The organism is Pseudomonas sp. GW821-FHT09C08, assembly GCF_059418125.1.
In genome coordinates this window covers 570,808-595,294 of the sequence record NZ_JBWKPG010000002.1, presented here as the reverse complement: position 1 = coordinate 595,294, position 24,487 = coordinate 570,808, and the positions used below count along the sequence as shown (strand labels likewise).

Annotated in this window: 25 protein-coding genes; 12 read left to right on the top strand and 13 right to left on the bottom strand. The window is 63.7% G+C overall.

Features of this window, described 5'->3' with window-relative positions:
- Window positions 1-39: 39 nt before the first annotated feature.
- Complete coding sequence (locus AC07OJ_RS09395) at window positions 40-726, top strand: spermidine synthase (protein WP_065902069.1); 687 nt, start codon at window positions 40-42, stop codon at window positions 724-726.
- A 104-nt stretch (window positions 727-830) separates the two neighbouring features.
- Here the strand turns inward: AC07OJ_RS09395 and AC07OJ_RS09390 are convergent, their stop codons facing one another.
- Window positions 831-1,751 (bottom strand): ParB/Srx family N-terminal domain-containing protein, encoded by a 921-nt coding sequence (locus AC07OJ_RS09390; protein WP_495094435.1) that lies wholly within the window; start codon window positions 1,749-1,751, stop codon window positions 831-833.
- Between the two features lie 152 nt (window positions 1,752-1,903).
- On the opposite strand from AC07OJ_RS09390, the gene AC07OJ_RS09385 reads away from it, so the two are divergent.
- The 3 genes from AC07OJ_RS09385 (at window position 1,904) to AC07OJ_RS09375 (ending at window position 3,272) form a co-directional block, all read left to right on the top strand.
- Window positions 1,904-2,278 (top strand): YajD family HNH nuclease, encoded by a 375-nt coding sequence (locus AC07OJ_RS09385; RefSeq protein ID WP_025858458.1) that lies wholly within the window; start codon window positions 1,904-1,906, stop codon window positions 2,276-2,278.
- Between the two features lie 107 nt (window positions 2,279-2,385).
- Complete coding sequence (locus tag AC07OJ_RS09380) at window positions 2,386-2,853, top strand: RNA methyltransferase (RefSeq protein WP_003189607.1); 468 nt, start codon at window positions 2,386-2,388, stop codon at window positions 2,851-2,853.
- 68 nt (window positions 2,854-2,921) lie between these two features.
- A complete protein-coding gene (locus AC07OJ_RS09375) occupies window positions 2,922-3,272 on the top strand; it encodes a YgaP family membrane protein (RefSeq protein WP_065902075.1) in 351 nt (116 codons plus the stop codon).
- A 62-nt stretch (window positions 3,273-3,334) separates the two neighbouring features.
- Here AC07OJ_RS09375 and AC07OJ_RS09370 read toward each other — a convergent pair whose 3' ends face one another.
- On the bottom strand, window positions 3,335-4,555 hold the full coding sequence (locus AC07OJ_RS09370) for a hypothetical protein (protein WP_495094434.1): 1,221 nt from the start codon (window positions 4,553-4,555) through the stop codon (window positions 3,335-3,337).
- Between the two features lie 13 nt (window positions 4,556-4,568).
- Complete coding sequence (locus tag AC07OJ_RS09365; RefSeq protein ID WP_003172524.1) at window positions 4,569-5,018, bottom strand: YcgN family cysteine cluster protein; 450 nt, start codon at window positions 5,016-5,018, stop codon at window positions 4,569-4,571.
- A 289-nt stretch (window positions 5,019-5,307) separates the two neighbouring features.
- Here AC07OJ_RS09365 and AC07OJ_RS09360 point away from each other — a divergent pair, with 289 nt between their 5' ends.
- A complete protein-coding gene (locus tag AC07OJ_RS09360; RefSeq protein ID WP_065902081.1) occupies window positions 5,308-5,901 on the top strand; it encodes a nitroreductase family protein in 594 nt (197 codons plus the stop codon).
- Between the two features lie 390 nt (window positions 5,902-6,291).
- On the opposite strand, the gene AC07OJ_RS09355 is transcribed toward AC07OJ_RS09360, so the two are convergent.
- The 5 genes from AC07OJ_RS09355 to AC07OJ_RS09335 all read right to left on the bottom strand — a co-directional run bounded on the left by AC07OJ_RS09355 (window position 6,292) and on the right by AC07OJ_RS09335 (window position 11,323).
- Window positions 6,292-7,224 (bottom strand): D-2-hydroxyacid dehydrogenase, encoded by a 933-nt coding sequence (locus AC07OJ_RS09355; protein WP_495094433.1) that lies wholly within the window; start codon window positions 7,222-7,224, stop codon window positions 6,292-6,294.
- 108 nt (window positions 7,225-7,332) lie between these two features.
- Window positions 7,333-7,626: a YcgL domain-containing protein gene (locus AC07OJ_RS09350; protein ID WP_065902086.1), complete on the bottom strand. Its 294-nt coding sequence runs from the start codon at window positions 7,624-7,626 to the stop codon at window positions 7,333-7,335.
- The gene (gene rnd, locus AC07OJ_RS09345) at window positions 7,623-8,756 is read right to left on the bottom strand and encodes a ribonuclease D (RefSeq protein ID WP_065902088.1); all 1,134 of its coding nucleotides are present in this window, start codon (window positions 8,754-8,756) and stop codon (window positions 7,623-7,625) included. Before rnd ends, AC07OJ_RS09350 begins: the two co-directional genes overlap by 4 nt.
- Window positions 8,757-8,878: 122 nt before the next feature.
- Window positions 8,879-9,478, bottom strand: coding sequence for a class I SAM-dependent methyltransferase (locus AC07OJ_RS09340; protein WP_065902090.1), 600 nt, complete (start codon window positions 9,476-9,478; stop codon window positions 8,879-8,881).
- A gap of 474 nt (window positions 9,479-9,952) precedes the next feature.
- A complete protein-coding gene (locus AC07OJ_RS09335; RefSeq protein ID WP_495094432.1) occupies window positions 9,953-11,323 on the bottom strand; it encodes a glutamine synthetase family protein in 1,371 nt (456 codons plus the stop codon).
- Between the two features lie 369 nt (window positions 11,324-11,692).
- Here AC07OJ_RS09335 and AC07OJ_RS09330 point away from each other — a divergent pair, with 369 nt between their 5' ends.
- Together AC07OJ_RS09330 and AC07OJ_RS09325 are read left to right on the top strand one after the other, a co-directional pair.
- Window positions 11,693-12,466 carry a transporter substrate-binding domain-containing protein gene (locus AC07OJ_RS09330; RefSeq protein ID WP_495094431.1) on the top strand — a complete coding sequence of 258 codons (774 nt, stop codon included), beginning with the start codon at window positions 11,693-11,695 and terminating at the stop codon, window positions 12,464-12,466.
- A gap of 50 nt (window positions 12,467-12,516) precedes the next feature.
- Window positions 12,517-13,356: a cache domain-containing protein gene (locus tag AC07OJ_RS09325; protein ID WP_495094430.1), complete on the top strand. Its 840-nt coding sequence runs from the start codon at window positions 12,517-12,519 to the stop codon at window positions 13,354-13,356.
- A 63-nt stretch (window positions 13,357-13,419) separates the two neighbouring features.
- Here the strand turns inward: AC07OJ_RS09325 and AC07OJ_RS09320 are convergent, their stop codons facing one another.
- Both AC07OJ_RS09320 and pobA read right to left on the bottom strand, forming a co-directional pair.
- The gene (locus AC07OJ_RS09320; protein ID WP_495094429.1) at window positions 13,420-14,937 is read right to left on the bottom strand and encodes an MDR family MFS transporter; all 1,518 of its coding nucleotides are present in this window, start codon (window positions 14,935-14,937) and stop codon (window positions 13,420-13,422) included.
- A gap of 67 nt (window positions 14,938-15,004) precedes the next feature.
- Window positions 15,005-16,189, bottom strand: coding sequence for a 4-hydroxybenzoate 3-monooxygenase (gene pobA / locus AC07OJ_RS09315; RefSeq protein WP_213552097.1), 1,185 nt, complete (start codon window positions 16,187-16,189; stop codon window positions 15,005-15,007).
- A 189-nt stretch (window positions 16,190-16,378) separates the two neighbouring features.
- Between pobA and AC07OJ_RS09310 the strand changes: the two genes are divergently transcribed.
- On the top strand, window positions 16,379-17,263 hold the full coding sequence (locus AC07OJ_RS09310) for a helix-turn-helix domain-containing protein (RefSeq protein ID WP_120447879.1): 885 nt from the start codon (window positions 16,379-16,381) through the stop codon (window positions 17,261-17,263).
- A gap of 9 nt (window positions 17,264-17,272) precedes the next feature.
- Here the strand turns inward: AC07OJ_RS09310 and AC07OJ_RS09305 are convergent, their stop codons facing one another.
- Window positions 17,273-17,449: a hypothetical protein gene (locus AC07OJ_RS09305; RefSeq protein WP_162844255.1), complete on the bottom strand. Its 177-nt coding sequence runs from the start codon at window positions 17,447-17,449 to the stop codon at window positions 17,273-17,275.
- Between the two features lie 90 nt (window positions 17,450-17,539).
- Window positions 17,540-18,454: a LysR family transcriptional regulator gene (locus AC07OJ_RS09300; protein ID WP_065902103.1), complete on the bottom strand. Its 915-nt coding sequence runs from the start codon at window positions 18,452-18,454 to the stop codon at window positions 17,540-17,542.
- Between the two features lie 104 nt (window positions 18,455-18,558).
- Here AC07OJ_RS09300 and AC07OJ_RS09295 point away from each other — a divergent pair, with 104 nt between their 5' ends.
- Both AC07OJ_RS09295 and AC07OJ_RS09290 read left to right on the top strand, forming a co-directional pair.
- Window positions 18,559-19,425, top strand: coding sequence for an MBL fold metallo-hydrolase (locus tag AC07OJ_RS09295; RefSeq protein WP_201143726.1), 867 nt, complete (start codon window positions 18,559-18,561; stop codon window positions 19,423-19,425).
- Between the two features lie 34 nt (window positions 19,426-19,459).
- Window positions 19,460-20,074 (top strand): NAD(P)-dependent oxidoreductase, encoded by a 615-nt coding sequence (locus AC07OJ_RS09290; protein WP_495094428.1) that lies wholly within the window; start codon window positions 19,460-19,462, stop codon window positions 20,072-20,074.
- Between the two features lie 276 nt (window positions 20,075-20,350).
- Here the strand turns inward: AC07OJ_RS09290 and AC07OJ_RS09285 are convergent, their stop codons facing one another.
- Window positions 20,351-21,229: a LysR substrate-binding domain-containing protein gene (locus AC07OJ_RS09285; RefSeq protein WP_495094427.1), complete on the bottom strand. Its 879-nt coding sequence runs from the start codon at window positions 21,227-21,229 to the stop codon at window positions 20,351-20,353.
- A 111-nt stretch (window positions 21,230-21,340) separates the two neighbouring features.
- On the opposite strand from AC07OJ_RS09285, the gene AC07OJ_RS09280 reads away from it, so the two are divergent.
- Together AC07OJ_RS09280 and AC07OJ_RS09275 are read left to right on the top strand one after the other, a co-directional pair.
- Window positions 21,341-22,966 (top strand): 5-guanidino-2-oxopentanoate decarboxylase, encoded by a 1,626-nt coding sequence (locus AC07OJ_RS09280; protein ID WP_495094426.1) that lies wholly within the window; start codon window positions 21,341-21,343, stop codon window positions 22,964-22,966.
- A complete protein-coding gene (locus AC07OJ_RS09275; protein WP_495094425.1) occupies window positions 22,963-24,405 on the top strand; it encodes an aldehyde dehydrogenase family protein in 1,443 nt (480 codons plus the stop codon). Before AC07OJ_RS09280 ends, AC07OJ_RS09275 begins: the two co-directional genes overlap by 4 nt.
- The last annotated feature ends 82 nt before the right edge of the window (window positions 24,406-24,487 follow it).

Sequence of the window (24,487 nt, the reverse complement as noted above, 5' to 3'; positions counted from 1 at the left end):
TCCCAACCGCGCAAGAATGCCCTTCCCAATGAGATTTCCATGAAACGTTTCGTTCTGCTGGACACCACCCCGATCCCCGACAATGGCGGAGCCTTGTGCCTGTTCGAATACGGTGAGGATTTTGTCATCAAGATCCAGGGCGGGGACGGCGGCCAGTTGATGAACACGCGCATGCACGGTTCGGAAGACGCCCTGGCGGAAATTCCCTGCCGCAAAGTCGCTGGCCGTCCGGGTTCGCGGGTGTTGATCGGCGGGCTGGGCATGGGCTTTACCCTGGCTTCGGCGCTCAAGCATTTGGGCAAGACTGCCGAGGTGGTGGTAGCGGAACTGGTGCCCGGCGTTGTGGAATGGAACCGTGGCCCGCTGGGGGAGAAATCCGGTCGGCCATTGCTTGACCCGCGCACCGTGATCCGCCTGGAAGACGTGGCCAACGTACTGCAGGCCGAGCCCCAGGGTTTTGACGCGATCATGCTCGACGTCGACAACGGCCCCGAAGGCCTGACGCAAAAAGCCAACAGTTGGCTCTATTCCGCCGGTGGCCTGGCAGCTTGTGCCAAGGCCCTGCGCCCCAAGGGCGTGCTGGCGGTCTGGTCCGCCAGCGCCGACAAACTGTTCAGCGACAAATTGCGCAAGGCGGGTTTCAAGGCCGAAGAAGTGCAGGTGTTCGCCCACGGTAACAAGGGCACCCGGCACACCATCTGGATCGCCGAGAAGCTCAAGGGCTGAGCCACTGTAGGCGCTGGCCGGCCTGCGATGGCATCAACCCGGTGCGCCTGCCCCCCGGGTGCCCACATCGCAGGCCAGCCAGCGCCCGCATCTCCAATCCCGCGTCAGTTGCGGGATTTGCGGTAATCAATCACATACGGCACTTTTTTCTCGAAGGTCTTCTCCAGCTCATCGCGGTCCAGCGTGGTCATGCCGCCCAGTTGATGGGCGGTAAAACCGCTGTCGCCAACCTGTGAGCCCGGCGCGAGGCTGACCATGCGCTGGGCGACGGCTTCAATGGCGTCCTTGTAGCCGCTTTTCTTGTCCAGGTTGTACTGGCTCAGGTCGATCTGCGTGCGCAGCCAGTTGCCCCAGTAGAACTCCAGAAATTCCGGCGCTACCGCACCCTCCTCCGGCTTGCCATAGGCGGCCTTGCGCGTGAAGTACACGAGGCTGCGGAACATGTCGTCCTGCAGGTTCTTGAAGCCCAGGTGGGCCGGCAATTGCGCCGGCGGCAGGGTCTGGCCCTGGTTGTCCTTGAGCCAGACCTTGCGCGCCGCCTGCATGCGCTGCCAGAACGTGGCGAGGTCGCGGCTGTCGCTGAAGTCGTCGGTGACCTTGACCCACATGTTCAACCGGGGACCGCCGCCGGGGACTTCCCACAAGGTGGTGAAACTGTGGTGGCCGTCGGTCAGGTACAACTGGCCCGCGGGGCCGACCACCACGGTTTTCATGTCTTCAGGATGGGTGCCCACCGGGTCCTTGCAGGTGAAGCTGTCGGGCCGCTGCAGGTCGGCCTTTTTCGGCACGTTGTCGGCTTCGCCCTGGCCGTTGGTTTCGCAGTACTCATCGAAGACTTTCTTCGGTTTGTCGGCAAACAGCCCCAGGCTGTAGTAAATCTGGTCGAACCCCACCACCGCCTGGGTCGGGTGCAGCTGTTGGAGGCTGACCTCGATCACCTGGCCGGGCTTGGGGGTGGAAAACGCCTGGGCTTGAGCCGCCAGCACGCAAAGCAGCAGTGCAACTGTCCATGTAGGTAAACGCATAGGCTTCAGATCCTTATGAAAGTGAGTGAACCGATACTACAAACGTTCGTCGCGGCCAGGCTGTACGGTTGCTGAAAAAGCCAGCGGTCTTTTACAGCGCGAGCGGCTAGAATCAACCCTATCCGTGACCCACCAAATAGCCAGGAGCCATGATGAGCTCGACCAACCCGCCCTCCCACACCGCCAAGCTGGACCGCATCCTGGCCGATGCCCAGCGTGACCGGGAAATGGGCTACCGCGACAAAGCCTTGAAGATGTACCCCCACGTGTGCGGCCGCTGCGCCCGTGAGTTCTCCGGCAAACGCTTGAGCGAGCTCACCGTACACCACCGAAATCACAATCATGATGACAACCCCCAGGACGGTTCCAACTGGGAGTTGCTGTGCCTGTACTGCCACGACAACGAACACTCGCGCTACACCGACCAGCAGTACTTCGGCGAAGGCTCCACCAGCAGCCCGACGATTGCCAAGGCCACGCACAACCCGTTTGCGGCGTTGGCGGGGCTGATGAAGAAAGACGACTGAATGACGCAGCTTCAAGTTTCAAGCAGCGAGCCACAAGAAAAAGCCATGCCGCTTTTACTTGCAGCTCGTAGCTTGCCGCTATACTGCTGCCTTTTTAAGGCACTCCCGTGGGCAATAAACGCTACAGCTGCATCGGTCTGTATAACCCCAAATCCCCCGAAAACGTTGGTTCGGTGATGCGTGCCGCCGGCTGCTACGGCGTGGCCTCGGTGTTCTACACCGGCGTGCGCTACGAGCGCGCCCGGGACTTCATCACCGACACCAAGAAAGTCCATCACGACATTCCGCTGATCGGCATCGACGACCTGAAGAAGATCCTCCCCCTGGGCTGCATCCCGGTCGCCGTGGAGTTGGTGGAAGGCGCCCGCCCGCTGCCCGAATACACGCACCCTGACCGCGCGCTGTATATCTTCGGCCCCGAAGATGGCTCGCTGGATAAAGAGATCCGCGACTGGTGCGAAGACGTCGTGTACATCCCGACGACCGGCTGCATGAACCTCGCCGCGACCGTCAACGTGGTGCTCTACGACCGCCTGGCCAAGGGCAACAACACCCGTTCGGGCCCCAAGTACTGATTTATCGGGAACATCCGGCGCCTGCCCGCAGTCAGCTGCATATCACTAGCCCTCGTTGGAGACAGATCATGAGCGACAGCAAAACCTTGCGCCCTATCATCGAACACACGCCGTTCCAGACCCAGCCCACCCAGAACGTGCACGGCTGGGAACGCATCGGCTCGGTGGCCGGTGGCGTGATGATGGTCGGCAAAGGCCTGCGCCGCGGCGGGATTTTCGGCTTGATCCAGGTGGCGATTGGCGGCGTGGCGCTGGTGCGCGGCGTCACCGGGCACAGCTCGCTCAAGGACAAGCTGGAACAGGGCCGTCAGGAAATGAACAGCGTGCGTACAAAGATCGAGCGCGCCGGTGAAGAGCTGAAAAACCTGAAGACCAAGGCCGAAGTGGCGGCTGAAAAAGCGGTAAAAACCACCGGCTAGCCTTTCGTGTAGGAGCCCGGCTTGCCGGGCCCCTACAGGAAGTTGCAGTCTGTTCGGCGGGTTCAGCGCAGCAGCTTGCTGTCCAGCACCACCGACGTCTCGCCGATGATGCTCTCGGCCAGTTGCACAAACTCCGCGGTGGTAATGCTGTTGGCCCGCATCACCGCCTGGGCGAGATCATCCAGGGAGCGCTTGTTGTGGGTTTTCACGCGGATCTCGCGATCCAGCTCCTGCATCACCACCACCGCCCGTGACACCGTCGCCCCGCTGACGTGCTCGCCGCGCAGGCTGGTCACGTCCTTGCCCTCCTTGACCAACCGCGCCTGGATTGCCTGATATCGCTCATCGGTAATGCCGCCGGCACGGCGCAGCAGCTCGATGGCGTAGTACTCGCCCAGGCCCTCGCTGATCCAGTCACTGGTGTCGTGATCGTTGAAACGGCCAATCGCCTGCACTACTTCACGGAGTAGCGGGCTGCTGCCATTTTCACTGACCAGCGGCGTACGGCTGTTGAGGTAGATCGAGTCGCGCGCGGCAAACGCGCCACGGCGCATCGGGTCGCTGGCGCCTACCACCAGCAGCTTGGCCGGATGGCGCGGGAACGCCGCTTCCACCTGGGGCCAGACGAACGTCAGCAACGTCAGCACATCCATGCGACGCATGGCCTGGCCCTTGGGCGACGCGACGGTGACTTCGCTCTCGCCCAGGCGCACGCGGCGGCTGCCGAGGGTGCCGGCGAGCATCCAGCCGGTCGGCCGGTCGAACAGGCGCGAAACATTGTCGATACGAAATTTGTTCTTGCCGATGCGTGGCCAGGCGGTTTCGATACTTTTCCAGCCTGCCGGCAGTTCGAACACCAGGCGCGAGACCAACTCCACCCCGTCCTGCTGGTCGAGGCGCGCGGGCGGCACCAGGTCTTCGCCGCGAAACAGCGCCCAACTCGGCGTCATCCGCGCCTCATAAATGCCTGGCTTGCGCGCGTGGGTGAGGCGAACCCGGTAGGTCAGGCTGGCCTTGTTGGCGCCGGGTTGCCACCGGCCGCGGTGCTCGGTGACGCTCCATTGGCCATCAGCCTTGAAGTCGCTGTAGTCACCGTCATGGCCAAGGTCGAAATCCAGGCTGCGCACCGCCGAGCCCTGGGACAGGCTCACGCGCACCTCGGCCTGATCGCTCTGGGGCAACAACTTGACGTGATAATCCAGGTCGACCTTCTTCGCGCACCACGCAGGCATGCTCAACGCCAGTAACACCAGGCTTGCCGCCAGCTGGGTTCCCGCCCTCATACACACTCCTCGTTCAGCCCGCGCGGAAAATCAGGTAATCCTCCCAGTCATCCTCGGGCACGCTGCCTTCGCTGAGCATGCGCCCGGACTGGGAAATGCGTTCATGGTGCACGGCGTCGCGGTCGCCGCAGACCAGGTGATGCCACAGCGGCAGGTCCTTGCGCTCGCTGACCAGGCGATAGCCGCAGGTGGGCGGCAGCCATTTGAACTGGTCGGCCTGGCCCGGGGTGAGCTGGATGCAGTCGGGCACCGAGGCGCGGCGGTTGGGGTAGTCGGTGCACTGACAGGTCTTCAGGTCGAGCAGTTTGCAGGCGATACGCGTGTAATAGACGCTGTTGTCGTCCTCATCCTCAAGCTTTTGCAGGCAGCACAGGCCACAGCCGTCGCACAACGACTCCCACTCCTCCTGGTCGAGGTGTTCAAGGGTTTTGCGTATCCAGAAAGGTTCGACTTTGGCGGCCATGGCTCTGCATCAGTATCGGTAGGTGAAAAGGCCGCCAGTCTAGTGCCCAAGGCCCTTGGGGCCAAGCGCTGGCGACTGTCGGTACGACAAGACTTGTCAGCGACCCTTCGTCGCAGTAGCTTTGTGAGCCGCGAAGGCCCTGCGTCGGCCGCCATAAATGCTTCGCCGCATTGCCCACGACGCCCCATGGAGCCTTGAAAAAACCCTCGCCGAGCTCATCGGTGCCCCGTTTTTTTGAACTGCGCTTGCCTATCTCACCGTAGCCCATCGTCGTCATCAGGAACTGTTCATGAGCACAAATCCACGCGTTGCCGATTACCCGATCCACACCCAGTTCACCGAGCGCTGGTCGCCACGCGCCTTTACCGGTGAAAGCATTCCCCAGGAAACCCTGCTGAGCTTCTTTGAAGCCGCACGCTGGGCGCCGTCGGCCTACAACTCGCAGCCATGGCGCTTTCTCTACGCGCGCCGCGACACGCCGGACTGGGAACGTTTCCTGGGCCTGCTGAATGAATTCAACCGTGGGTGGGCGCAGCATGCCTCGGCCCTGGTGATCATCGCCTCGAAAACCGACTTCACCGCCCCCGGCGCCACGGAAGAAACCCCGGCGCTGTGGCACACCTTCGACACCGGCTCGGCCTGGGGCCACCTGGCGCTGCAAGCCAGCCTCAGCGGCTGGCACACCCACGGCATGGCCGGCTTCGACCAGGAGCTGACCCGCAAGGAGCTGAAGATTCCTGAAGGGTATGCGCTGCACGCGGCCGTGGCCGTCGGCAAGCTGGGTGACAAGTCGACCTTGCCCGAGTACCTGCAAGGCCGCGAAGCACCGAGCCCGCGCAAGCCGCTGAGCGAGCTGGTGTCAGAGGGTGATTTCAGCCTTTGAGCCGTGTCACCCTGGCGTTGCCGAACGCCAGGGTGAGCCGGTCAAGACGCGGGGGCGATCAGCTCATTGAACGCCGCCCGCAGTTCGGCGACTTGCCGGTCATACACGCGCTTGACCACCGGCACCATGAACTCCCCAGGCATGCCATTCAAGTCCACCGGATACAGCTTGTTTGGCCGCCAAGGCGGCGTCGGTCGGAGCCGGTGCTCCCCGGCTGGAAAACGCCAAGGCTGGCGTATTGAAAGAGGAAGGGGTGAGCGTGGTCATGGGCGAACCTGTCCTTAGTCATATGGATATCCTTAAAGGGCGCGACCTTGCGCCCTTTGCGGTCACTGGGTGGGAGTGCTCGCGAAGAAGGTTCCATCTTGACTGTCAGGTTGTGTGTCGCCGTCAGTAACCGCGCTCGAAATCCACTTCTCCGCGCAGGGCTTGCTTGGCCTGAAACGCGCGCACGTTCTGCACAAACAACTCGACCATCATCGACGGCGAGGTCGGTGCGGAACTGTGCCCGGTCAGCAACAGGCCCCACGCAGTCCAGAACGGATGGCGCTGCGGCAGCGGTTCCTGGCGGCACACATCGATCACCGCGCCGGCCAGGTGGCCTTCCTTCAAGGCCTCGACCAGGTCGGCATCGACCACGGCCACGCCGCGCCCGACGTTGATAAACAGCCCGGTCGGCTTGAATTGCTTGAACAGCGCCGCGTCATACAGGTCGTGGGTGTTCGGCGTGTTGGGCAGCAGGTTGATCACATAATCCGCCTCGCCCACCAGCCGGCCGAGCTGATCGAGCCCGGCCACTTCGATAAACGGCGCCTGTTCCCGCGCGGTGCTGGCGATGCCGTACGCCTTGACGCCAAACGGCACGAGAAACTCCGCCACGCTCTGGCCGATATCGCCGGTACCGACGATCAGCGCCGTACGCCCCGCCAGGCTCTGGCCCATGCGGTTGTCCCATTTGCGCTCGACCTGGCTGACCAGCCGCGCGAGTACTTCGCGCTCGTGGCCGAGCATGTAGGTGAGGACGAACTCAGCCATGACCTGGCCAAAGATGCCGACCGCACGGGTCAGGCGATAATCGCGTGGCAAGCCGTCGGCCAGCAGCGGCGTGATGCCCGCCCAGGTCGATTGCAGCCATTGCGGTTGATGGCCCTGGCGCAACAACGTCGCCAGCAGGTCAGGTTGGCCGAGCCATACCGGGCAATCGGCGGCCAGGCGCGACAGTTCGGCCGAGTCGCCGCTGGTGAGCACCTCAAGGTCCGGTGCCGCTTCGCCCAGCAACCGGGCGTACAGAGGGTGATCCTGTTCAGCAATCAGAACACGCATGCTTCAAACCTTTCAAAAACAGTGCAGACGGCCGCCCGCATCCCTTGCGGCCAGCGCCCGATAATACGATTCCATGGATGAATGTGCCCTGAACAGGGCACCCACCGATCACACCGGGTCGTTGCGTCGCAGCAGCTCTTCGGGCAAGTGCTCGATGTACTCGTCCTCGGCCGGCGGCATTTGCAGGTGGTAGCCCTGCTTTTCGAGGTTTTCCAGCACCACGGTGATGTCTTCGCGCGACAGCTTGCGCTCCGGCGTCAGTACCATGTCAAACGCGTGATGGGCCTTGCCGAAGGCTTCCATCAACGGTTCCGGCACGCGCTCCAGGGCATCGCTTTTCAGCACATAGAGATACATTTCGTTGCGTTTCAAGCTGCGATAGATGGAGCAGATACGTTTCAAGGCTGTTCTCCGGCAGTGGCCAGGCTGTCGAGCAGCGCCTGGCCCATCAACTCGCGGCGCCAGCCACGCAGCGAGTCTGGCAATTGGTAAGGCCCATCGGGATAGCCACTTTTGACCAGGGCTTCGAGGGTTTTCTTGCGCAGCATCAGCTCGGGCGCCATGTCGAGGCGCTCGGCGAAGGTCTGGCCAAGGGCACGCAGTTGCTTGATCAGCGCGGCGGCGTCCACCGGCAGCGGTTCAGCAACGGCTGGTGGCCATTGGTCCATGGGCACGCTGCCGGCACGCTTGATCAGGTCCAGCAGGAACTGGCCGTCCTGTCGCACGGTACGCGGGTGCATGTCTTCGATCTTGCCCAGCGCGGCGAGGTTATCCGGCTGGGATTTGGCCAGGGGCCACAGCGAGTGTTCGCGAATGATGCGGTTGCGCGGCAAGTCACGCGCACGCGCCTGCTGTTCGCGCCAGGCGCACAGCTCGCGCAAGACGGCGAGCTGTGCACGCGAGAGTTTCCACGCCAGCTTGGCGTCGCGGTACACCTCGTACGGGTCGACCTCGCGGCGCAGGTTGGCGACCAGCTCGGCGCCGTCCTCCAGGACCCAGGCGTACTTGTCGTCGGAAAGCTGCGGGCGCAGGCGTGTGTAGACTTCGGCCAGATGCACCGCGTCTTCCGCGGCGTAGCTGATTTGCGTCTCCGACAATGGCCGCTGCAGCCAGTCGGAGCGGGTCTCGCCCTTGGGCAGCTCGATATCGAGCACGGCCTGCACCAGGCGCGAATAGCCCATGGAGAAACCAAGGTTCAGGTAGGCCGCCGCCAATTGGGTGTCGAACAACGGCACCGGCAGGCTGCCAGTCAGGCGCAGCAGCACTTCGAGGTCTTCGCTGCAGGCATGCACCACCTTGATCACCGCTGGGTTTTCCAGCAAGGCGGCCAAAGGTTGCCAGTTGTCGATGGTCAGGGGGTCGATCAGGTAAGCGCGAACGCCATCACCGATCTGGATCAGCCCGGCAATGGGATAAAAGGTGTCGACCCGCATGAATTCGGTGTCGAGGGCGACGAATGGCAACTGCTGCCATTCGGCGCAATGCTGGCCGAGGCTATCGTTGTCGCAGATCCAGTGAATATCGATGGCCACACGGCTCTCCCTTGAAGAATGGCGCGCAGTATATATCGCGAAAGGGACTTGCGAGCATTCGCAGTGCACAGGCGTCCATGAAAACTCAGACAAGAGATGAAGAATAGTCCGACAGGCGGGACTTATCCTCTCTTACGCAGAACGTAGACCCGCCACAGGTGGGAGCCGGGCATGAATTCCTGGTGATGCAGGATTTTGAAGCCGGCTTGGCGAAACTCCTCTTCCACCGGGGTACGCGACGGCACCGACACAATCACCGTGTCACGGCTGACCCGGTGAAACTCGCGCAACAAGGCCAGGCGCCCTTCACTGCTGGGCACATGACGAAATAATTCCAGGCAAAAAATGCAATCCACCGCGTTGGCCGACAAGCCGACGGAAAACGCCGAGCCCTGAAACGTCTTGACCCGCTTGAGCAACGACGCCGGGTGGTGGGTGCGGGCGTGGTCGAGCATGGCCTGGGAGTTGTCCGACGCCAGGATCACCCGGTTGACGTGTTCGGCCAACACCGGCCAGAACCGCCCCGAGCCGCAGGCCAGGTCCAGCACCAGCCCCGGTTCGCCGGCGACTTTCAGCGCCTGGCGCACCAGCCACTCATCGCGCCACGACGCCAGGCGCCGCCGCAGCCCTGGCGGACGTGTATCGCCGCAGACCCTGGCGTGCTCACGGTCACAGCGCTCGGCGTATTCAATCTCGATGGAAGAAGGCGGTTGTGGCGACATCACAGGCTCATGTGAGTTAAACGGTAGTGAACGACCTTGATTCGCAGCTTAACCAGCGGAACGTGAAAAAAAAGTTGAAACGCGTGACGGGGGGGGTGCTGGGGAAGGATGTAGTGATCTCTGTGGCAAGTGAGCTTGTTGTGGTGAGCAGGCTTGTTATGGAGAGCAGGCTTGGTTAAGCAGGCTTGTTGTGGGCAGCAGACTTGGTTGAGCAGGCTTGTTTTGGGCAGCAGGCTTGGTTGAACAGGTTTGTTGTGGGCAGCAGGCTTGGTTGAACAGGCTTATTGTGGCGAGCGGGCTTGCCCCGCGTTGGGCGGCGAAGCCGCCCCAAAATCAGTCAACCGGTTATGCCTGACACACTGCGGGGGCCTTAGGAAGGGGCGGCTTCGCCGCCCAACGCGGGGCAAGCCCGCTCGCCACAACAAGCCCGCTCACCACAAAAGCAACGCTGCGCTCATCCCGCCTAGCCAAGCATCACGCCTGATGCAGGTACCACCGCCAGTCCTGCTCGCCCACCTCCCCCATGAACTGGCGATATTCGGCACGTTTCACCGCCAGGTACACGCCGAGGAATTCACTGCCAAACGCCTCGCGCGCCCAGCTCGAACCTTCCAGTGCGCGCAGGGTGGTGAGCCAGTCGGTCGGCAGCAGCTCCTTGGCCTGGGCATAACCATTGCCTTCCACGGGTGCGCCGGGGTCGCGTTGTTCGCGAATGCCACGGTGGATGCCGGCGAGGATCGCGGCCGCCGCCAGGTAGGGGTTGGCGTCGGCGCCGCAGATGCGGTGTTCGATGTGCCGCGAATAGGCCGGGCCACCGGGCACGCGCAGGCTCACGGTGCGGTTGTCGACGCCCCAGGTGGCGGCGAGCGGCGCGTAGCTGTTGGTCTGGAAGCGGCGATAGGAGTTGGCATTGGGGCAGAACATCAGCAACGAGTCGAGCAAGGTGCTGAGCATGCCGCCCACCGCCTGGCGCAGCAGCGGCGTGCCGTCGGCGGCCTCGCTGGCAAACAGGTTGTTGCCCTCGGCGTCCGCCAGGCTGACGTGCATATGCATGCCGGTGCCCGCCAGGTCGTCGAACGGCTTGGCCATGAAGCAGGCGCTCATCCCGTGTTTATGCGCCACGCCCTTGACCAGGCGCTTGTAGCGCACCGCCTCGTCCATCGCCTGCAGGGCATCGGCGCGATGCTCGAGGGTGATCTCCACCTGGCCCGGGGCGTATTCGGAAATCGCCGTGCGCGCCGGGATGCCTTGCAGTTTGCAAGCGCTGTACAGGTCCGCCAGGAACGGCTCGATCTGCTCAAGCTCACGCAAGCCGTACACCTGGGTCGAACGCGGGCGGCCACCGTCGCTGTCCCGTGCCGGTTGGGGGCGGCCGTGGCTGTCGGGCTTCTGGTCGAGCAGGTAAAACTCCAGCTCGGCTGCCATCACCGGGTAATACCCGTCGGCATTCAGCCCCGCGATCACCTTGGCGAGCAGATGCCGCGGGTCGGCCACAGTGGCGGGCAAGCCCTCGGTGGGGTGCATGCTGACCTGCACGGCGGCGGTCGGGATCAGGCGCCACGGCATGCGCTGCAAACTGCCGCTTATGGGGTAGGCGCGGCAGTCGATGTCGCCGACCTCCCACACCAGCCCGGAATTTTCCACGTCATCGCCATTGATGGTCAGGCCGAGGATCGTGCTGGGCAACGGCCGGCCGCTGGCATACACCGCCAGCAGTTCGTCGCGGTGCAGCAACTTGCCACGTGGCACGCCGTTGTTGTCGAAGATAAACAGCTCGAACATCTCGATGTCCGGGTGCTGCTCAAGGAAAGCTTGGGCTTCGTGCAGGCTGGCAAAAACACTCATGGGAAATCTCATACGTTTGCGTCAGGCAGGCGCGCAGGCGCCGCCGGGCAGATGCGCACAGGTGCGCGTCATCCGTGAGGTGGATCAACGTAGGAGAAAGCTATCTGGTGGGCGCGCATGTCGGCAGTGAAACAGCGCCCAGAAGGCCAGTGCGGACGGCAGTGTCGCGGGGTGAGCGTCGGGGCAGCCGTCCATGCGGGAATCACACTGAGGAAGATGCCGGACAGCGTCACATGCCCGCATAGGCGATTAAATTCAGGGTTGGCGGAGTTTGGTTGCAACTTGGCTAAACATTCGACGGCCCTTGCTACCTGGCCATTCGCCTGGAAATAATGACCGCCCCCGATCATGCCCCAAGGACTCGATCGCATGAAAACAACAATAACCTTATGCGTACTGGCGAGCCTCGCCACCTCGGCCCTGGCCGACACCGCGCCGTCGCGCCTTGATGAGGTGTTGCAGCGCGGCACGCTCACCGTGTGCACCACGGGCGACTACAAACCCTATACCTCGCTGCGCGCCGATGGCAGCTACGAAGGCATCGACATTGCCATGGCCGAATCCCTGGCCAAGAGCCTCAACGCCAGGATCCAGTGGGTGCCGACCACCTGGAAAAGCCTGATGCCGGATTTCCTCGCCCAGCGCTGCGACATCGCCGTGGGCGGTATTTCGGTGTCTCTCGAGCGTCAGAAAAAGGCCTTCTTCAGCCAGTCTCTCGGCGTCGATGGCAAGATCCCGCTGGTGCGCTGCGCGGATGTGCAGCGCTATCAGACCGTCGAGCAGATCAACCAGCCACAGGTACGGGTGATCGAACCGGCGGGCGGCACCAACGAAGTGTTTGCCCGCGCGCACCTCGGCCAGGCCAACATCCGCCTGCATGACAACGTGACCATTTTCGACGAGTTGCTGGCAGGCAAGGCCGACGTGATGATCACCGACGCCAGCGAAGCGCGTTACCAGCAGAAGCTCAAGCCAGGGCTGTGCGCGGTCAACCCGGAGCGGCAGATGCAGTACAGCGAAAAGGCCTTCCTGCTGCCCCGCGACGATGTGGCCTGGAAAAGCTATGTCGACCAATGGTTGCACCTGAGCGTGGCCACCGGGGTGTATGCCGGTATCGTCGATCAATGGCTGGCGGCGCCTTGAGCCATAGGCGTCTACGCTCTTGTCACATCAACAATAATGAGGGACGGAACATGAAGGGACTGCTCCGCATCACCGCGCTGCTGCTGTTGTGTTTCAGCCAGGTGCACGCCGCGACGACTCAGGACGAGGACGCCCAGGCCGCCAAGGCACTGCTGCAAAAAGCCCTGGCCTACTACCAGAGTAACGGCGACAAGGCGTTTGCCGCGTTCAGCCGCCAGGGCGAGTTTGTCGACCAAGATCGCTATGTGTTCGTGGTCGACACCCAGGGCGTACTGCTGGCCAGCGGCGGCCCCTCCTCCGCCTTGATCGGACGCGATGTCTCTGAAGTGCTCGGCCCGGATCTGCGCCAGTCGTTCAAGGACGCGCTCAAGGTCTCGCAGGACCAGGGCATCCAGCAGGCCGACTACCGCTGGCAGAACTGGAACGATGGCAAGGTCGAGCACAAGCACGTGTTTTATCAGCGCGTGGGCGAACGCATCCTGGCGGTCGGCTACTACCTGCCGCGCGCCACACCGGAACAGGCACGGGCGCTGCGCAACAAGGCGGTGAATGCACTGCTCAAGGATGAGGCCGGTACGCTCAAGGCGATCAACGCCTTGCAGGGCGGTTTCCTGCAGGATGACCTCTATGTGTTTGTGGTCGACCTCAATACCCGGCGCTACGTGGCCCATGGCACCAACCTGCGCCTGCTCAACACCGACTTCAGCAAGATCAAGGACCCCGACGGCAAGCCGGTAGGCGAGCCGATCCTCAAGCTGATGGCCGAGCAGGACCAGGGTGAATACAAATATCGCTGGAAGAACCCGGTGACCGACAAGGTCGAGAACAAACATGCGTATGTGCGCAAGGCCGGGCATTTCATGGTGGCGGTCGGGTACTACAGCCCTTGAGGTTGACCTTGTAGGAGCCCGGCTTGCCGGCGATGGGGGTCGGCAAGCCAGGCGCCTAGTGGGTCAGCGCGCCTTGTCTTCACGGCCGCGCAGTACCCGGTTCGGCATCGCGATCGCCGCCGCCAGCCCCAACAGCGACACCGCCGCACTGACCATCAGCAAATGCCGGAAGGTCACCGCCAACTCCCCGCGCAGGGCATCCTGCGCCGGGCCCGGGGCGGCGTTGAGGCCATCGAGCAGCACGTTGCCGGAACTGCCTTCGGCCACCAGCGCACCGCTGGCCAGGTGGGCGAAGCTGGAATCCTGCAACAGCGCCAGCAACAGCGCCGACATGCACGCCACGCCCACCGCCCCGCCCAATGAACGGAACAGGTTGGTGGTGCTGGTGGCCACGCCGATATCACGCTGCTCCACCGAATTCTGCGACCCCACCAGCGACGTAGGGAACTGCATGCCGGCGGCAATCCCGCACAGCAGCATGAACACGCCGGTCAGCAGCACCGCCTGGGGCGCGCTGTAGGCCATGCCGAGGATCGCCAGCGGGCTCAACAGCGCGCCGCTGAGGATCATCGGCTTGTAGCGCCCGGTCACCGAGGTCATGCGCCCGGCGGAATACGCGCCGATGGGCAGGCCGATGGCGAGAGGCAGCAGGTGCAGGGCCGCGCTGTCAGCGCCGGCGCCGGTTACCGTCTGAAAGCGCAAAGGCATCAGCACGGTCAGGGAAATCGCCTGGAAGCTGGTGAAAAACACCGTGCACCAACACAGCACCGCGCTGCGGTTGGCAAACAGGTGCATCGGCAGCAGCGGCTCGCGGGCACGGCGTTCATGCCAGACAAACGCGGTCAGCGCCACCAGCGCACACGCGAGCAGGCCCAGCACTGCATCGTCACGCCAATGATGGCCCTGGCCGATTTCGGTGATGCCCAGCAGCAAGGCGGTCAAGCCGATGATCATCAGCACGGTGCCGAGGTAGTCGATGACCGGCTTGCGCTGCGGCACCGGCAACCCCACCAGGGTGCGATGGGCCACGTACCAGGCACCGGCGCCCAATGGCAGGTTGATCAGGAACACCCAGCGCCACGACAGGTACTCGGTCATGTAGCCGCCCAGTACCGGCCCGGCCACGCTGGCCACCGCATACATGCTGCTGAAGTAGCCCTGATAACGCCCGCGCTCACGGGGCGGGATGATGTCGCCGATGATCGCCTGGCTCACCGAGATCATGCCGCCGGCGCCGATGCCCTGGAGAATCCGCGCCAGCACCAGCTGCTCCATGCTTTGCGCCATGCCACAGAACAGCGAGGCCAGGGTGAACAGGCCCATGCCGATCAACATCATCGGCCGCCGCCCGTACAGGTCGCCAAGCTTGCCGTAGATCGGCACCGCCACCGTCATCGCCACCATGTAGCCGGAGATCACCCAGGCCAGCAGGTTGACGTCGTGGAACTGCGCGGAAATGGCCGGCATGGACACCGCGACAATGGTCTGGTCCAGGGCACCGAGGAAGATCGCCATCATCAAGGCGGCAAGCACACTGCGCACGGCAGGGACAGGTTGGGCGGGATGATTCAGGTTGGTCACGGCAGAACCTTCGAGCAGGGCCCGCGGGAAAGGGAGGGCCCGCGGGAATGCTCGATACGATAGCAGGCTACTCGATAGCTTCGTAAGGAAGCCCGACGTAATTTTCTGCAATGGTTTTACGCCCCGCCTCGGAGCCGATGAAGTACGCCAGCTCACTCTCGGCAATGCGCTGGCTGAAGCCGTCCGCCTCGGGAAACTGATGCAGCATCGAGGTCATCCACCACGAGAACCGCTCGGCCTTCCACACGCGCCGCAGGCAAATCGCCGAGTAGCGCTCCAGCAAGTCCACCCGCCCCTCGCGATACACCTTGAGCAAGATCCGAAACAATGTGCTCACGTCGCTGGCCGCCAGGTTCAAGCCCTTGGCCCCGGTGGGCGGCACGATATGCGCCGCATCGCCAAGCAGGAACAGGCGCCCGTACTGCATGGGCTCCACCACGAAGCTGCGCAGCGGCGCGATGCTTTTTTCGATGGATGGGCCGGTCACCAGCTGATCGGCCAGCTGGCTGGGCAGACGGGTTTTCAGTTCGTCCCAGAAACGCGCGTCCGACCACTCTTCCAGCGGTGTTTCGACCGGCACCTGCAGGTAGTAACGACTGCGCGTCGGCGACCGCATGCTGCACAGGGCAAAGCCCCGCGCATGCTTGGCGTAGACCAGTTCGTCGTGCACCGGCGGGGTGTCGGCGAGGATGCCCAGCCAGCCAAAGGGATAGACCCGCTCGAAGACCTGCAACGCTTCGGCAGGGATCGACTGGCGGGCGATACCGTGGAAACCGTCGCAGCCGGCGATGTAGTCGCACTCCAGGCGAAATGCCTCGCCCTGGTGCTCGAAGGTCAGCCACGGTCGATCACTTTTCATGGCGTGGGGCTGTACGGCGCGCGCCTCGTAAAACGTCGTGGCACCGGCTGCGGCGCGCGCGGCCATGAGGTCGCGGGTGACTTCGGTCTGGCCGTAGATCATCACCGACTGGCCGCCGGTCAGGGCCTTGAGGTCGATGTGGGTGAGTTGGCCATTCAGCGCCAGTTCGAAGCCATCATGCACCAGGCCCTCGCTGTCCATGCGCTGGCTGACGCCGGCCTCGCGCAGCAGGTCGACCATGCCCTGCTCCAGCACCCCGGCGCGGATTCGCCCTTGCACGTAATCGGCGCTCTGGCGTTCTATGATCAGGGTCTGGATGCCCGCATTGTGCAGCAGCTGGCCGAGCAGCAGTCCGGAAGGACCGGCGCCGATAATGGCGACTTGGGTTTTCAGCGTTTTCATTATTGTTATGGCCCACAGGTTCCACCCGAACGGATCAAGTGAAAGAGTTGTCATTGGTTTTGTTGCTGACATTTTTCACTTGAGTGCGCAGCATAAGAAGGTGAAAACTGAGACAAAGCCTGTGCTTTCCGCCAATCGGGGCGATTACCGCACCACTCTTCTGAGTATCGGATTGAAACCATGACCAAAACCGCGATTCCGGTCTTCAAGCTTTACGGGGAAAGCCAGCAATGGCCGACTCCCGATTTGTTGCACTGTGAAACCATTTCCCGCCGCAGTCGGGAATACCAGTGGGAAATCCAACCCCACCGGCACGCGGATCTGTGCCAGTTGCTCTACGTGCACAAAGGCCAGGCACAGTTGGAAATCGAAGGGCAGCGCACCACCCTCAACGAAGCGACGCTGCAGGTGCTGCCACCGCTGTGCGTGCACGGGTTTCGATTTGCCGAGGATGTCGAAGGCTATATCGTGACCCTGGCGGCGCCGCTGGTCAGCCACTTGCAGGCGCAACTGGGCACGACGGTCGACGGGCTGCACGCGCTCGGCAGCTACCGGGCGGGCAACGACAGCGATTACCTCAACAGCCTGTTCACCCGCCTGCAGGAGGAATACGCCGATGCGCAGCCGGCTCGCGACATGCTCATGCACGCGCTGGTCAGCGTGCTGCTGGTGTGGATCAGCCGCCAGGCCATCCAGCGCCGCCACCCACGGGCCCCACGCGGACGTGAATATTTCCGGCGCTTTACCCAGTTGGTTGAACAGCATTATCGCGAACACCCGAAGATCGAAGACCTGGCCCACAAGCTGGGGATCTCGGTCTCACACCTGAACGGCACTTGTCGGGAATTAGGTGGGCAACCTGCGCTGCAGATCATGCACGACCGCCAATTGCTGGAGGCCAAGCGCCTGCTGACTTACACCAGCATGACCATCAATGAAATGTCAGAGGTCCTGGGGTTTTCCGACCCGACCAACTTCTCGCGGCTGTTCCGCCGCCGTGTCGGGTTTTCACCCAAGGCGTTTCGCGAACAGCTCAAGACCGAAACACCACCGACATCACTGTAGGTGCAAGCTTCAACGCAATGCGCTGAAACTGCCGGTGTGGGGCACGCATTGATCCTGATGGCAACTGATCGCAAAGGTCGGCTGCATTCGGGTTTGCTCCACACGGTAGGCGGCAGTGCCATACAGCCCGGTCGCCAGGGCGCAGAGGAAGAAAATCATCAGGTATTTTCGGGTTTTGATGCTCATGGCACAGACCTCTGAACGGATCTACAGGGTGCTGTTTAAAGCATAGGTCAGCTGCGGTGAGTTGCCATTATCGGGCGCCATTCAACACATTTATGTCGACTGCAGCCCGATGTCCCACTCCGGCTCTTCCGGAAACCTCAACACCAGGAAATCCAGCAGGCTGCGCAGCGCCGACGGCATGTGTTTGCGCGAGGCGTACACCGCATAGATATTCATCTGCCGGGGCTCGGCCTCTGGCAGCAGCCGCACCAGTTCGCCACGGCGGATATGCTCGCCGGCCTGATAACTGGGGAGCATCGCCACCCCGGCGCTGGCCAGCGTCACGCGCAACAGCGTACTGGCCTCGTTGGCGGTGATGTTGCCGTGCACCGGCACCGACACGTGCTCGCCGCGCTCTTCGAAGTGCCAGAGGCTTTTGCCGAAATACGAGTGGGTGAGGCAATTGTGCCGGGCCAGGTCTTCGACTTTCTGCGGTGCCGGATGCTCCCGCAGATAAGCCGGCGTGGCGCACACCACCGAGCGACAGACGGTGAGGCGCCGCGCAATCAGGTTGGGATCCAGGTCGTTGCTGGTGCGGATGGCCAGGTCGATACGCTCGTCCACCAGGTTCACCGTGCGGTCGAGCATCTGCAGGTCGACGGTGACCAGGGGATAGCGCCTGACATATTCGGCAATGGCATCGGCCAATTGCGCCTGGCCGAACGAGGTGCTGACACTCAGTCGCAGCAGGCCGCGCGGGGCGTCATCGGGCTCGCTGACGGCGGCCTGCATGTCGCCGCACAGCTCCAGCAATTGCCGACAGCGCGGCAGGGTTTCACCGCCGGCCGCCGTGAGGCTCAGTTTCCGCGTGGTCCGGTGCAACAGGCGCGCGCCCACCCAGTCCTCCAGCTCCGCCAGGTAGCGCGACACCACCGGGCGCGACAGGTCCAGATGGTCGGCGGCGGCAGACTGGCTGCCCAAATCCACCACCGTGACAAACACCCGCATTGCTTGAAGACGATCCATGATTTGCCCGATTTCAGAAACAAACTATGTCCCAGCATCGCATTTTTAGTTGCGTTTGGTGCAACTAAGCTCTGTGCATCCTTTACTCACTGCCGGATTGCCCGATGCTCTCGACCCTCAAGCGCTTGACCCTGACCGCCGCCGCCCTGGCCTTCGCCGCCAACGCTGCGGCAGCCGACCTGACACTCGACGTCTACAATCCCGGTGAGGCCGCGATCTTCCCGGTCAGCTCGGTGCTGGTCAGCGGCACCCGGGACGCAATCCTGGTGGACGCGCAATTCGGCAAGGGCCAGGCCGAGCAGCTGGTGCAAAAGATTCGCGCCAGCGGCAAACACCTGACCACCCTCTACATCAGCCACGGCGACCCGGACTACTACTTCGGCCTCGACACCCTGACCGCCGCGTTCCCCGACGCCAAGGTGCTGGCGCCGCAGCCGGTGGTCGACCATATCAACGCCACCGTGGCCGCCAAGCTAGCGTTCTGGGGGCCGAAAATGGGCGCCGACCAGCCGGCGAAAACCATCGTGCCGCAAGTCCTCGAAGGCCACAGCCTGACGTTGGAGGGGCAGACCCTGGAGGTAATCGGCCTGGACAGCGCACAGCCGGATCGCAGCTTCGTGTGGATCCCGTCGATCAAGGCCGTGATCGGTGGCGTAGTCGTTGCCGAGAACATTCACCTGTGGATGGCCGACACCCAGGGTGCACAGTCGCACCAGGACTGGCTGGCGACCCTGCAACGCATCGAGCAGTTGAAACCGCGCACCGTCATTCCCGGTCACTACCTGGGCACGCCATCGCCGGCCTCGGTCAAATTTACCGCTGACTACATCAAGGCCTTCGACGTGGAAACCGCCAAGGCCAAGGACTCTGCCACCCTGATCGCGGCGATGAAAAAACGTTACCCCGCCCTCGCCGACGAAAGCTCGCTGGAACTGAGCGCCAAAGTCGCCAAGGGCGAAATGAAGTGGTGAAGTGTTTCAAACCCTAACCGTACTGGAGAACGTCATGAGCAAGATCGCAATCATTGGGGCTACCGGCCGTGCCGGCAGCCAATTGCTGGAAGAAGCCCTGCGTCGCGGGCATAGCGTGGTCGCCATTGCGCGTAACACCGATACGCTGCCTGAGCGCGACGGCGTCACCGTCAAGCAGGTCGATGCACTCGACGCGCACGCCCTGCAGCAAGCCGTCAGTGGCAGTGATGTGGTGATCAGTGCGGCGCACTTCGCCACCCTCCCCGCTGCTGCCGTGATCGACCCGGTGAAAAAAGCCGGGGTCAAGCGCCTGCTGGTGGTCGGCGGCGCCGGTTCGCTGTTGCTGCCGGGCGGCGGACGAGTGATCGACAGCGAAGGCTTCCCGGCTGAATACAAAGCCGAAGCCAGCGCCGGCGCTGAGTTTCTCGACGTGCTGCGTCAGGAAAAGGACCTGGACTGGACCTTCCTGTCGCCCTCGGCGGAATTCGTGGAAACCGAACGCACCGGGAAATTCCGACTGGGCCAGGACAACCTGCTGGTAAGCAGCGCCGGCCGCAGCTGGATCAGCTTTGCCGACTACGCCATCGCCCTGATCGACGAAGTAGAAACCCCCAAGCATTCGCGCCAGCGCTTCACTGTCGGCTACTGACTCACCGAGAGCGGGTTTGCTCGTGAAGGCGGTGGTTCAGTTGGAACAGCGTCGACTGATGCACCGCCTTCGCGGGCAAGCCCGCTCCCACAAGGGGGATGCGCTGCCCATGCTTGCGGTGCACGGCTGGACTATTCCGGCCACGCCGCCAGATCCCAAGCCTCACACCGAACAAAAATGTGGGAGCGGGCTTGCCCGCGAAGGCTGCCTGCCAGTCACTGAAAACATCCCCTGAACCCCCGCCCTCGCGCACAAACCCACCCCCACACTCGCTCTTCAGCGCTCCGCCTGTCGTGCCTGGCCCACCAGCCACTCCATCAGCGCTTCAAGCCCGGCCGACGGGGCTGTCCCCGGCGGGTACACGAGGTAATAGCCCATCCCCGTCGGCACCCTCAGCTCAAACGGTGTCGCCAAGCGCCCGGCCTTCAAGTCCTCGCCAATCAACGCGCTGTCGCCAATCGCCACGCCGGAGCCTTGTGACGCCACGGTCATCGCCAGGTCCAGGGTTTCAAAATGATGCCCCTGGGCCAGATTGCTCAGGCGCGTATTCGCAGCCTGCAGCCACAGCGCCCAATCGCGCTCATCGCGCGTGGGGTGCAGCAAGACCTGCTGCTGCAGGTCCGAAGGCGTTAGCAATGTGCCGAGCAGCCCCGGCGCACACACGGGGGTGAGTTGTTCATCGAACAAATGCCGGGCCTCGTCCGACTGTTCGGCAATGGGCGCGTAGATCACCGCCGCGTCGAAGGCCTCGCGACGGAAGTCGACGGTGTAGGCCACGGTGGTGGTGAGTTCCACCGGCACATCCGGACGCTCCCGTTGCCACTGCATCAGGCGCGGCAACAGCCAGCGCATCACGCAGGTGGAGGCCTTGAGTTGCAGGGTCTCGCGCCGGCTGCCGATCTGCTCCACCGCCTCTGCGATCAGGCCGAACACCTGTTGCGCGCGCAGCGACCATTCACGCCCTTCCTCGGTCAGGCTCAAGCCGCGGGCCTGGCGCTGGAACAAGGCATAGCCCAGGTGGCTTTCAAGCCCGGCAATCTGCCGGCTCACCGCGCCCTGGGTGATGTGCAGCTGCTCGGCGGCGCGGGTGAAGTTGCAGCACTGGGCCGTGACCCAGAAGGTGTGCAGCGCAGGCAGGGGCGGAAGGCGTTTCATCGGGGCTCAGCCATGACGTGAGGACATGGCTAGTATGACTTTTTATCGATTGTTGCCGCTACGGGCCAGCCGGTCCAATACCGCCTCGAATCAATAACAAGAGCGACATCTATGGCGACCTGCGGCGAAGTATTGGTCAACCTCCTGGAAAGCTACGGCGTGGACCAGGTGTTCGGCATCCCCGGCGTGCATACCGTGGAGCTGTATCGCGGCCTGGCACGGTCCAGCATCCGCCACGTCACCCCACGCCACGAACAGGGCGCCGGCTTCATGGCCGACGGTTACGCGCGCACCAGCGGCAAGCCGGGCGTGTGTTTCATCATCACCGGCCCGGGCATGACCAATATCACCACGGCCATGGGCCAGGCCTACGCCGACTCGATCCCGATGCTGGTGATTTCCAGCGTGCAATCGCGCAGCCAGTTGGGGGGCGGGCGCGGCAAGTTGCACGAGCTGCCGAACCAGGGCGCGATGATCGCCGGCGTGGCCGCCTTCTCGCACACGCTGATGTCGGCGGCGGAGTTGCCCGGCGTCCTGGCGCGCGCGTTTGCGGTGTTCCAGGCCGGTCGGCCACGTCCGGTGCATATCGAGATCCCGCTGGACGTGCTGGTGGAAAACGCCGACGCGTTGCTGGGCAGCGAGCCGGTCAGCGTGGCGCGTGCCGGTGCAGCGCCAGCGGCCGTCAAGCAGATGAGCCAGTTGCTCGCAGCGGCCAAGCGGCCGTTGATCCTCGCCGGCGGTGGCGCGATTGATGCGGCTCCCGAGTTGACGCGTCTGGCCGAGCGGCTCGGCGCGCCAGTGGCCCTGACCATCAACGCCAAAGGCATGCTGCCCGCCGCCCACCCGTTGCTGATCGGCTCGACCCAGACCCTGGTCGCCACCCGCACGCTGGTCGCCGAGGCCGACGTGGTGCTGGCGATTGGCACCGAGCTGGCTGAAACCGACTACGACGTGACCTTCGCCGGCGGCTTTGAAATTCCCGGTGCGCTGCTGCGCGTCGATATCGATGCGGACCAGACCGTGCGCAACTACCCGCCACAGGTGGCGCTGGTGGCCGACGCGCAGATCGCCGCCGAAGCCTTGCTGGCCGCACTGAGCCACCAACCGTTACCCCACCGCGATCCACAGTGGGGGGCTGAACGCGTCGCCCGCCTGTGGGCAGACCTTGCGCCCACCTGGGACGCCGCCACCCGCGCGCAGACCCTGTTCCTCAATACGGTGCTGGAGGCCCTGCCCGGCGCCGTGCTGGTGGGCGACTCCACCCAGCCGGTGTACAGCGGCAACCTGACCCTGAACCTCGACCACCCGCGCCGCTGGTTCAATTCCTCCACCGGCTACGGCACCCTCGGCTACGCCCTCCCCGCTGCGATCGGCGCCTGGCTGGGGCGTGGCGACAGGCAGCCGGTGGTGTGCCTGATCGGCGACGGCGGGTTGCAATTCACCCTGCCGGAACTCGCCAGTGCGGTCGAGGCGCGTACGCCCATCATCGTGCTGCTGTGGAATAACCAGGGCTACGAAGAGATCAAGAAATACATGCTCAACCGCGCCATCGAGCCCGTCGGTGTGGACATCTACACCCCGGACTTCATCGGCGTGGCCAAGGCGCTCGGCAGCGCGGCCGAAAGCGTGCACAGCCCCGACCTTTTACGCCGCGCCTTGCGCGTCGCCGCTGACCGCCAGGGGCCGACGCTGATTGAAATCGACCAGGGTCTTTGGATGAAGGAGGTAGCGCTATGAGCGCAGTCGTGAACGGTGTGTATATCAACGGTGCGTGGCGAGCTGGCGAGACGGCGCTGGAGGTGATCAACCCGGCCACCGAAGCCACCCTCGCGCAGGTCAGCGTTGGCGATGCGAATGCCGTGACCGAGGCGGTCGATGCTGCCAGCGCGGCCTTTGTCGACTGGTCGAAAAGCACCGGCCGTGATCGCGGCGCGCTGCTGCGCAAGGTTGCCCAAGGGGTGAGCGAGCAGCGCGAACAGCTGATGCACGTGCAGTCGAGCAACAACGGCAAGCCGCTGTTTGAAGCGGGCATCGATGTGGATGACGTGATCGCCACCTTCGAGTATTACGCCGGTGCCTGCGACGCCATGGACGCCAGCCAGGACGCCTCGGTGGCGCTGCCCAGCGAAGATTTCAGCGCCCGCCTGCGCCGCGAACCGTGCGGCGTGGTGGGGCTGATCGTGCCGTGGAATTTCCCCATGGTGACCACCGCCTGGAAACTCGCGCCGGCCCTCGCCGCCGGTTGCTGCGTGGTGCTCAAGCCCTCGGAGGTCACGCCGCTGGCGGAGCTGCAATTGGCGCGCATCATTGCCGAGGCCGGTTTTCCGGCGGGCGTCTTCAACCTGGTCTGCGGCACCGGGCTGGCGGTGGGCGCTCCGCTGGCGGCGGACCGTCGCGTGGCGAAGATCTCCTTCACCGGCAGCAACGCCGTCGGGGTGCAGGTGATGCAACGCGCCGCCGAAACCATCAAGGGCGTGAGCCTGGAATTGGGCGGTAAATCATCGCTGCTGGTGCTCGCCGATGCCGACCTCGACCTGGCGGTGGAGCTGGCGTGTGGCGGTGGATTTTTCAACGCTGGGCAGATGTGTTCGGCCACCAGCCGGGTGCTGGTGGCGGACAGCCTGGCGGATGAATTCCTGCAGCGCTTGCAGGCACGGGCGGAGGCGATCCGCGTGGCGGACCCGTTTGCCGAAGACGTGGAAATGGGCGCGCTGATCAACCGCACGCAGTACCAGCGGGTGCTGGGGCATATCCAGCGAGGCATTGAGCAGGGGGCGCGCTTGCTGTGTGGTGGCGGGCGTCCGGCGGACCTGCCCAAGGGCTTTTTCATCCGCCCCACGGTGTTCACCGACGTGCCGCTGGACAGCGCCTTGTGGAACGAAGAAATCTTCGGCCCGGTGCTGTGCGTACGCCGCATTGCCAGCGAGGACGAAGCCATCGCGCTGGCCAACGCGAGTGACTTCGGCCTGGTCGCGAGCGTGGTCAGCCGCGATGCAGAAACGGCTGAGCGCGTGGCCAATGGGTTGCAGGCAGGCATGGTGTGGATCAACGCCCCGCAAGTAATCTTCCCGCAGACCGCGTGGGGCGGTTACAAGCAGAGCAGCATCGGCCGCGAGCTGGGGCCGTGGGGGCTGGCGGCGTTTCAGGAGATCAAGCACGTGATTAGATCGGTCTGATACCGCGCCCCCTGCAGGCGCTGGCTTGCCGGCGATAGCACTCTTTCAGTTGCAGCAGGCTTGACTGATAGACCGCCATCGC

Bases quoted from the DNA above. Each gene is read 5' to 3' on its own strand.
- AC07OJ_RS09370 (WP_495094434.1), bottom strand. From the start codon at position 4,555: ATGAGGGCGGGAACCCAGCTGGCGGCAAGCCTGGTGTTACTGGCGTTG.
- AC07OJ_RS09295 (WP_201143726.1), top strand. From the start codon at position 18,559: ATGCTCTCGACCCTCAAGCGCTTGACCCTGACCGCCGCCGCCCTGGCC.
- AC07OJ_RS09385 (WP_025858458.1), top strand. From the start codon at position 1,904: ATGAGCTCGACCAACCCGCCCTCCCACACCGCCAAGCTGGACCGCATC.
- AC07OJ_RS09335 (WP_495094432.1), bottom strand. From the start codon at position 11,323: ATGAGTGTTTTTGCCAGCCTGCACGAAGCCCAAGCTTTCCTTGAGCAG.
- AC07OJ_RS09340 (WP_065902090.1), bottom strand. From the start codon at position 9,478: ATGTCGCCACAACCGCCTTCTTCCATCGAGATTGAATACGCCGAGCGC.
- AC07OJ_RS09325 (WP_495094430.1), top strand. From the start codon at position 12,517: ATGAAGGGACTGCTCCGCATCACCGCGCTGCTGCTGTTGTGTTTCAGC.
- AC07OJ_RS09300 (WP_065902103.1), bottom strand. From the start codon at position 18,454: ATGGATCGTCTTCAAGCAATGCGGGTGTTTGTCACGGTGGTGGATTTG.
- AC07OJ_RS09360 (WP_065902081.1), top strand. From the start codon at position 5,308: ATGAGCACAAATCCACGCGTTGCCGATTACCCGATCCACACCCAGTTC.
- AC07OJ_RS09365 (WP_003172524.1), bottom strand. From the start codon at position 5,018: ATGGCCGCCAAAGTCGAACCTTTCTGGATACGCAAAACCCTTGAACAC.
- AC07OJ_RS09355 (WP_495094433.1), bottom strand. From the start codon at position 7,224: ATGCGTGTTCTGATTGCTGAACAGGATCACCCTCTGTACGCCCGGTTG.
- AC07OJ_RS09330 (WP_495094431.1), top strand. From the start codon at position 11,693: ATGAAAACAACAATAACCTTATGCGTACTGGCGAGCCTCGCCACCTCG.
- AC07OJ_RS09310 (WP_120447879.1), top strand. From the start codon at position 16,379: ATGACCAAAACCGCGATTCCGGTCTTCAAGCTTTACGGGGAAAGCCAG.
- AC07OJ_RS09375 (WP_065902075.1), top strand. From the start codon at position 2,922: ATGAGCGACAGCAAAACCTTGCGCCCTATCATCGAACACACGCCGTTC.
- AC07OJ_RS09390 (WP_495094435.1), bottom strand. From the start codon at position 1,751: ATGCGTTTACCTACATGGACAGTTGCACTGCTGCTTTGCGTGCTGGCG.
- AC07OJ_RS09305 (WP_162844255.1), bottom strand. From the start codon at position 17,449: ATGAGCATCAAAACCCGAAAATACCTGATGATTTTCTTCCTCTGCGCC.
- AC07OJ_RS09280 (WP_495094426.1), top strand. From the start codon at position 21,341: ATGGCGACCTGCGGCGAAGTATTGGTCAACCTCCTGGAAAGCTACGGC.
- AC07OJ_RS09275 (WP_495094425.1), top strand. From the start codon at position 22,963: ATGAGCGCAGTCGTGAACGGTGTGTATATCAACGGTGCGTGGCGAGCT.
- AC07OJ_RS09285 (WP_495094427.1), bottom strand. From the start codon at position 21,229: ATGAAACGCCTTCCGCCCCTGCCTGCGCTGCACACCTTCTGGGTCACG.
- AC07OJ_RS09395 (WP_065902069.1), top strand. From the start codon at position 40: ATGAAACGTTTCGTTCTGCTGGACACCACCCCGATCCCCGACAATGGC.
- AC07OJ_RS09290 (WP_495094428.1), top strand. From the start codon at position 19,460: ATGAGCAAGATCGCAATCATTGGGGCTACCGGCCGTGCCGGCAGCCAA.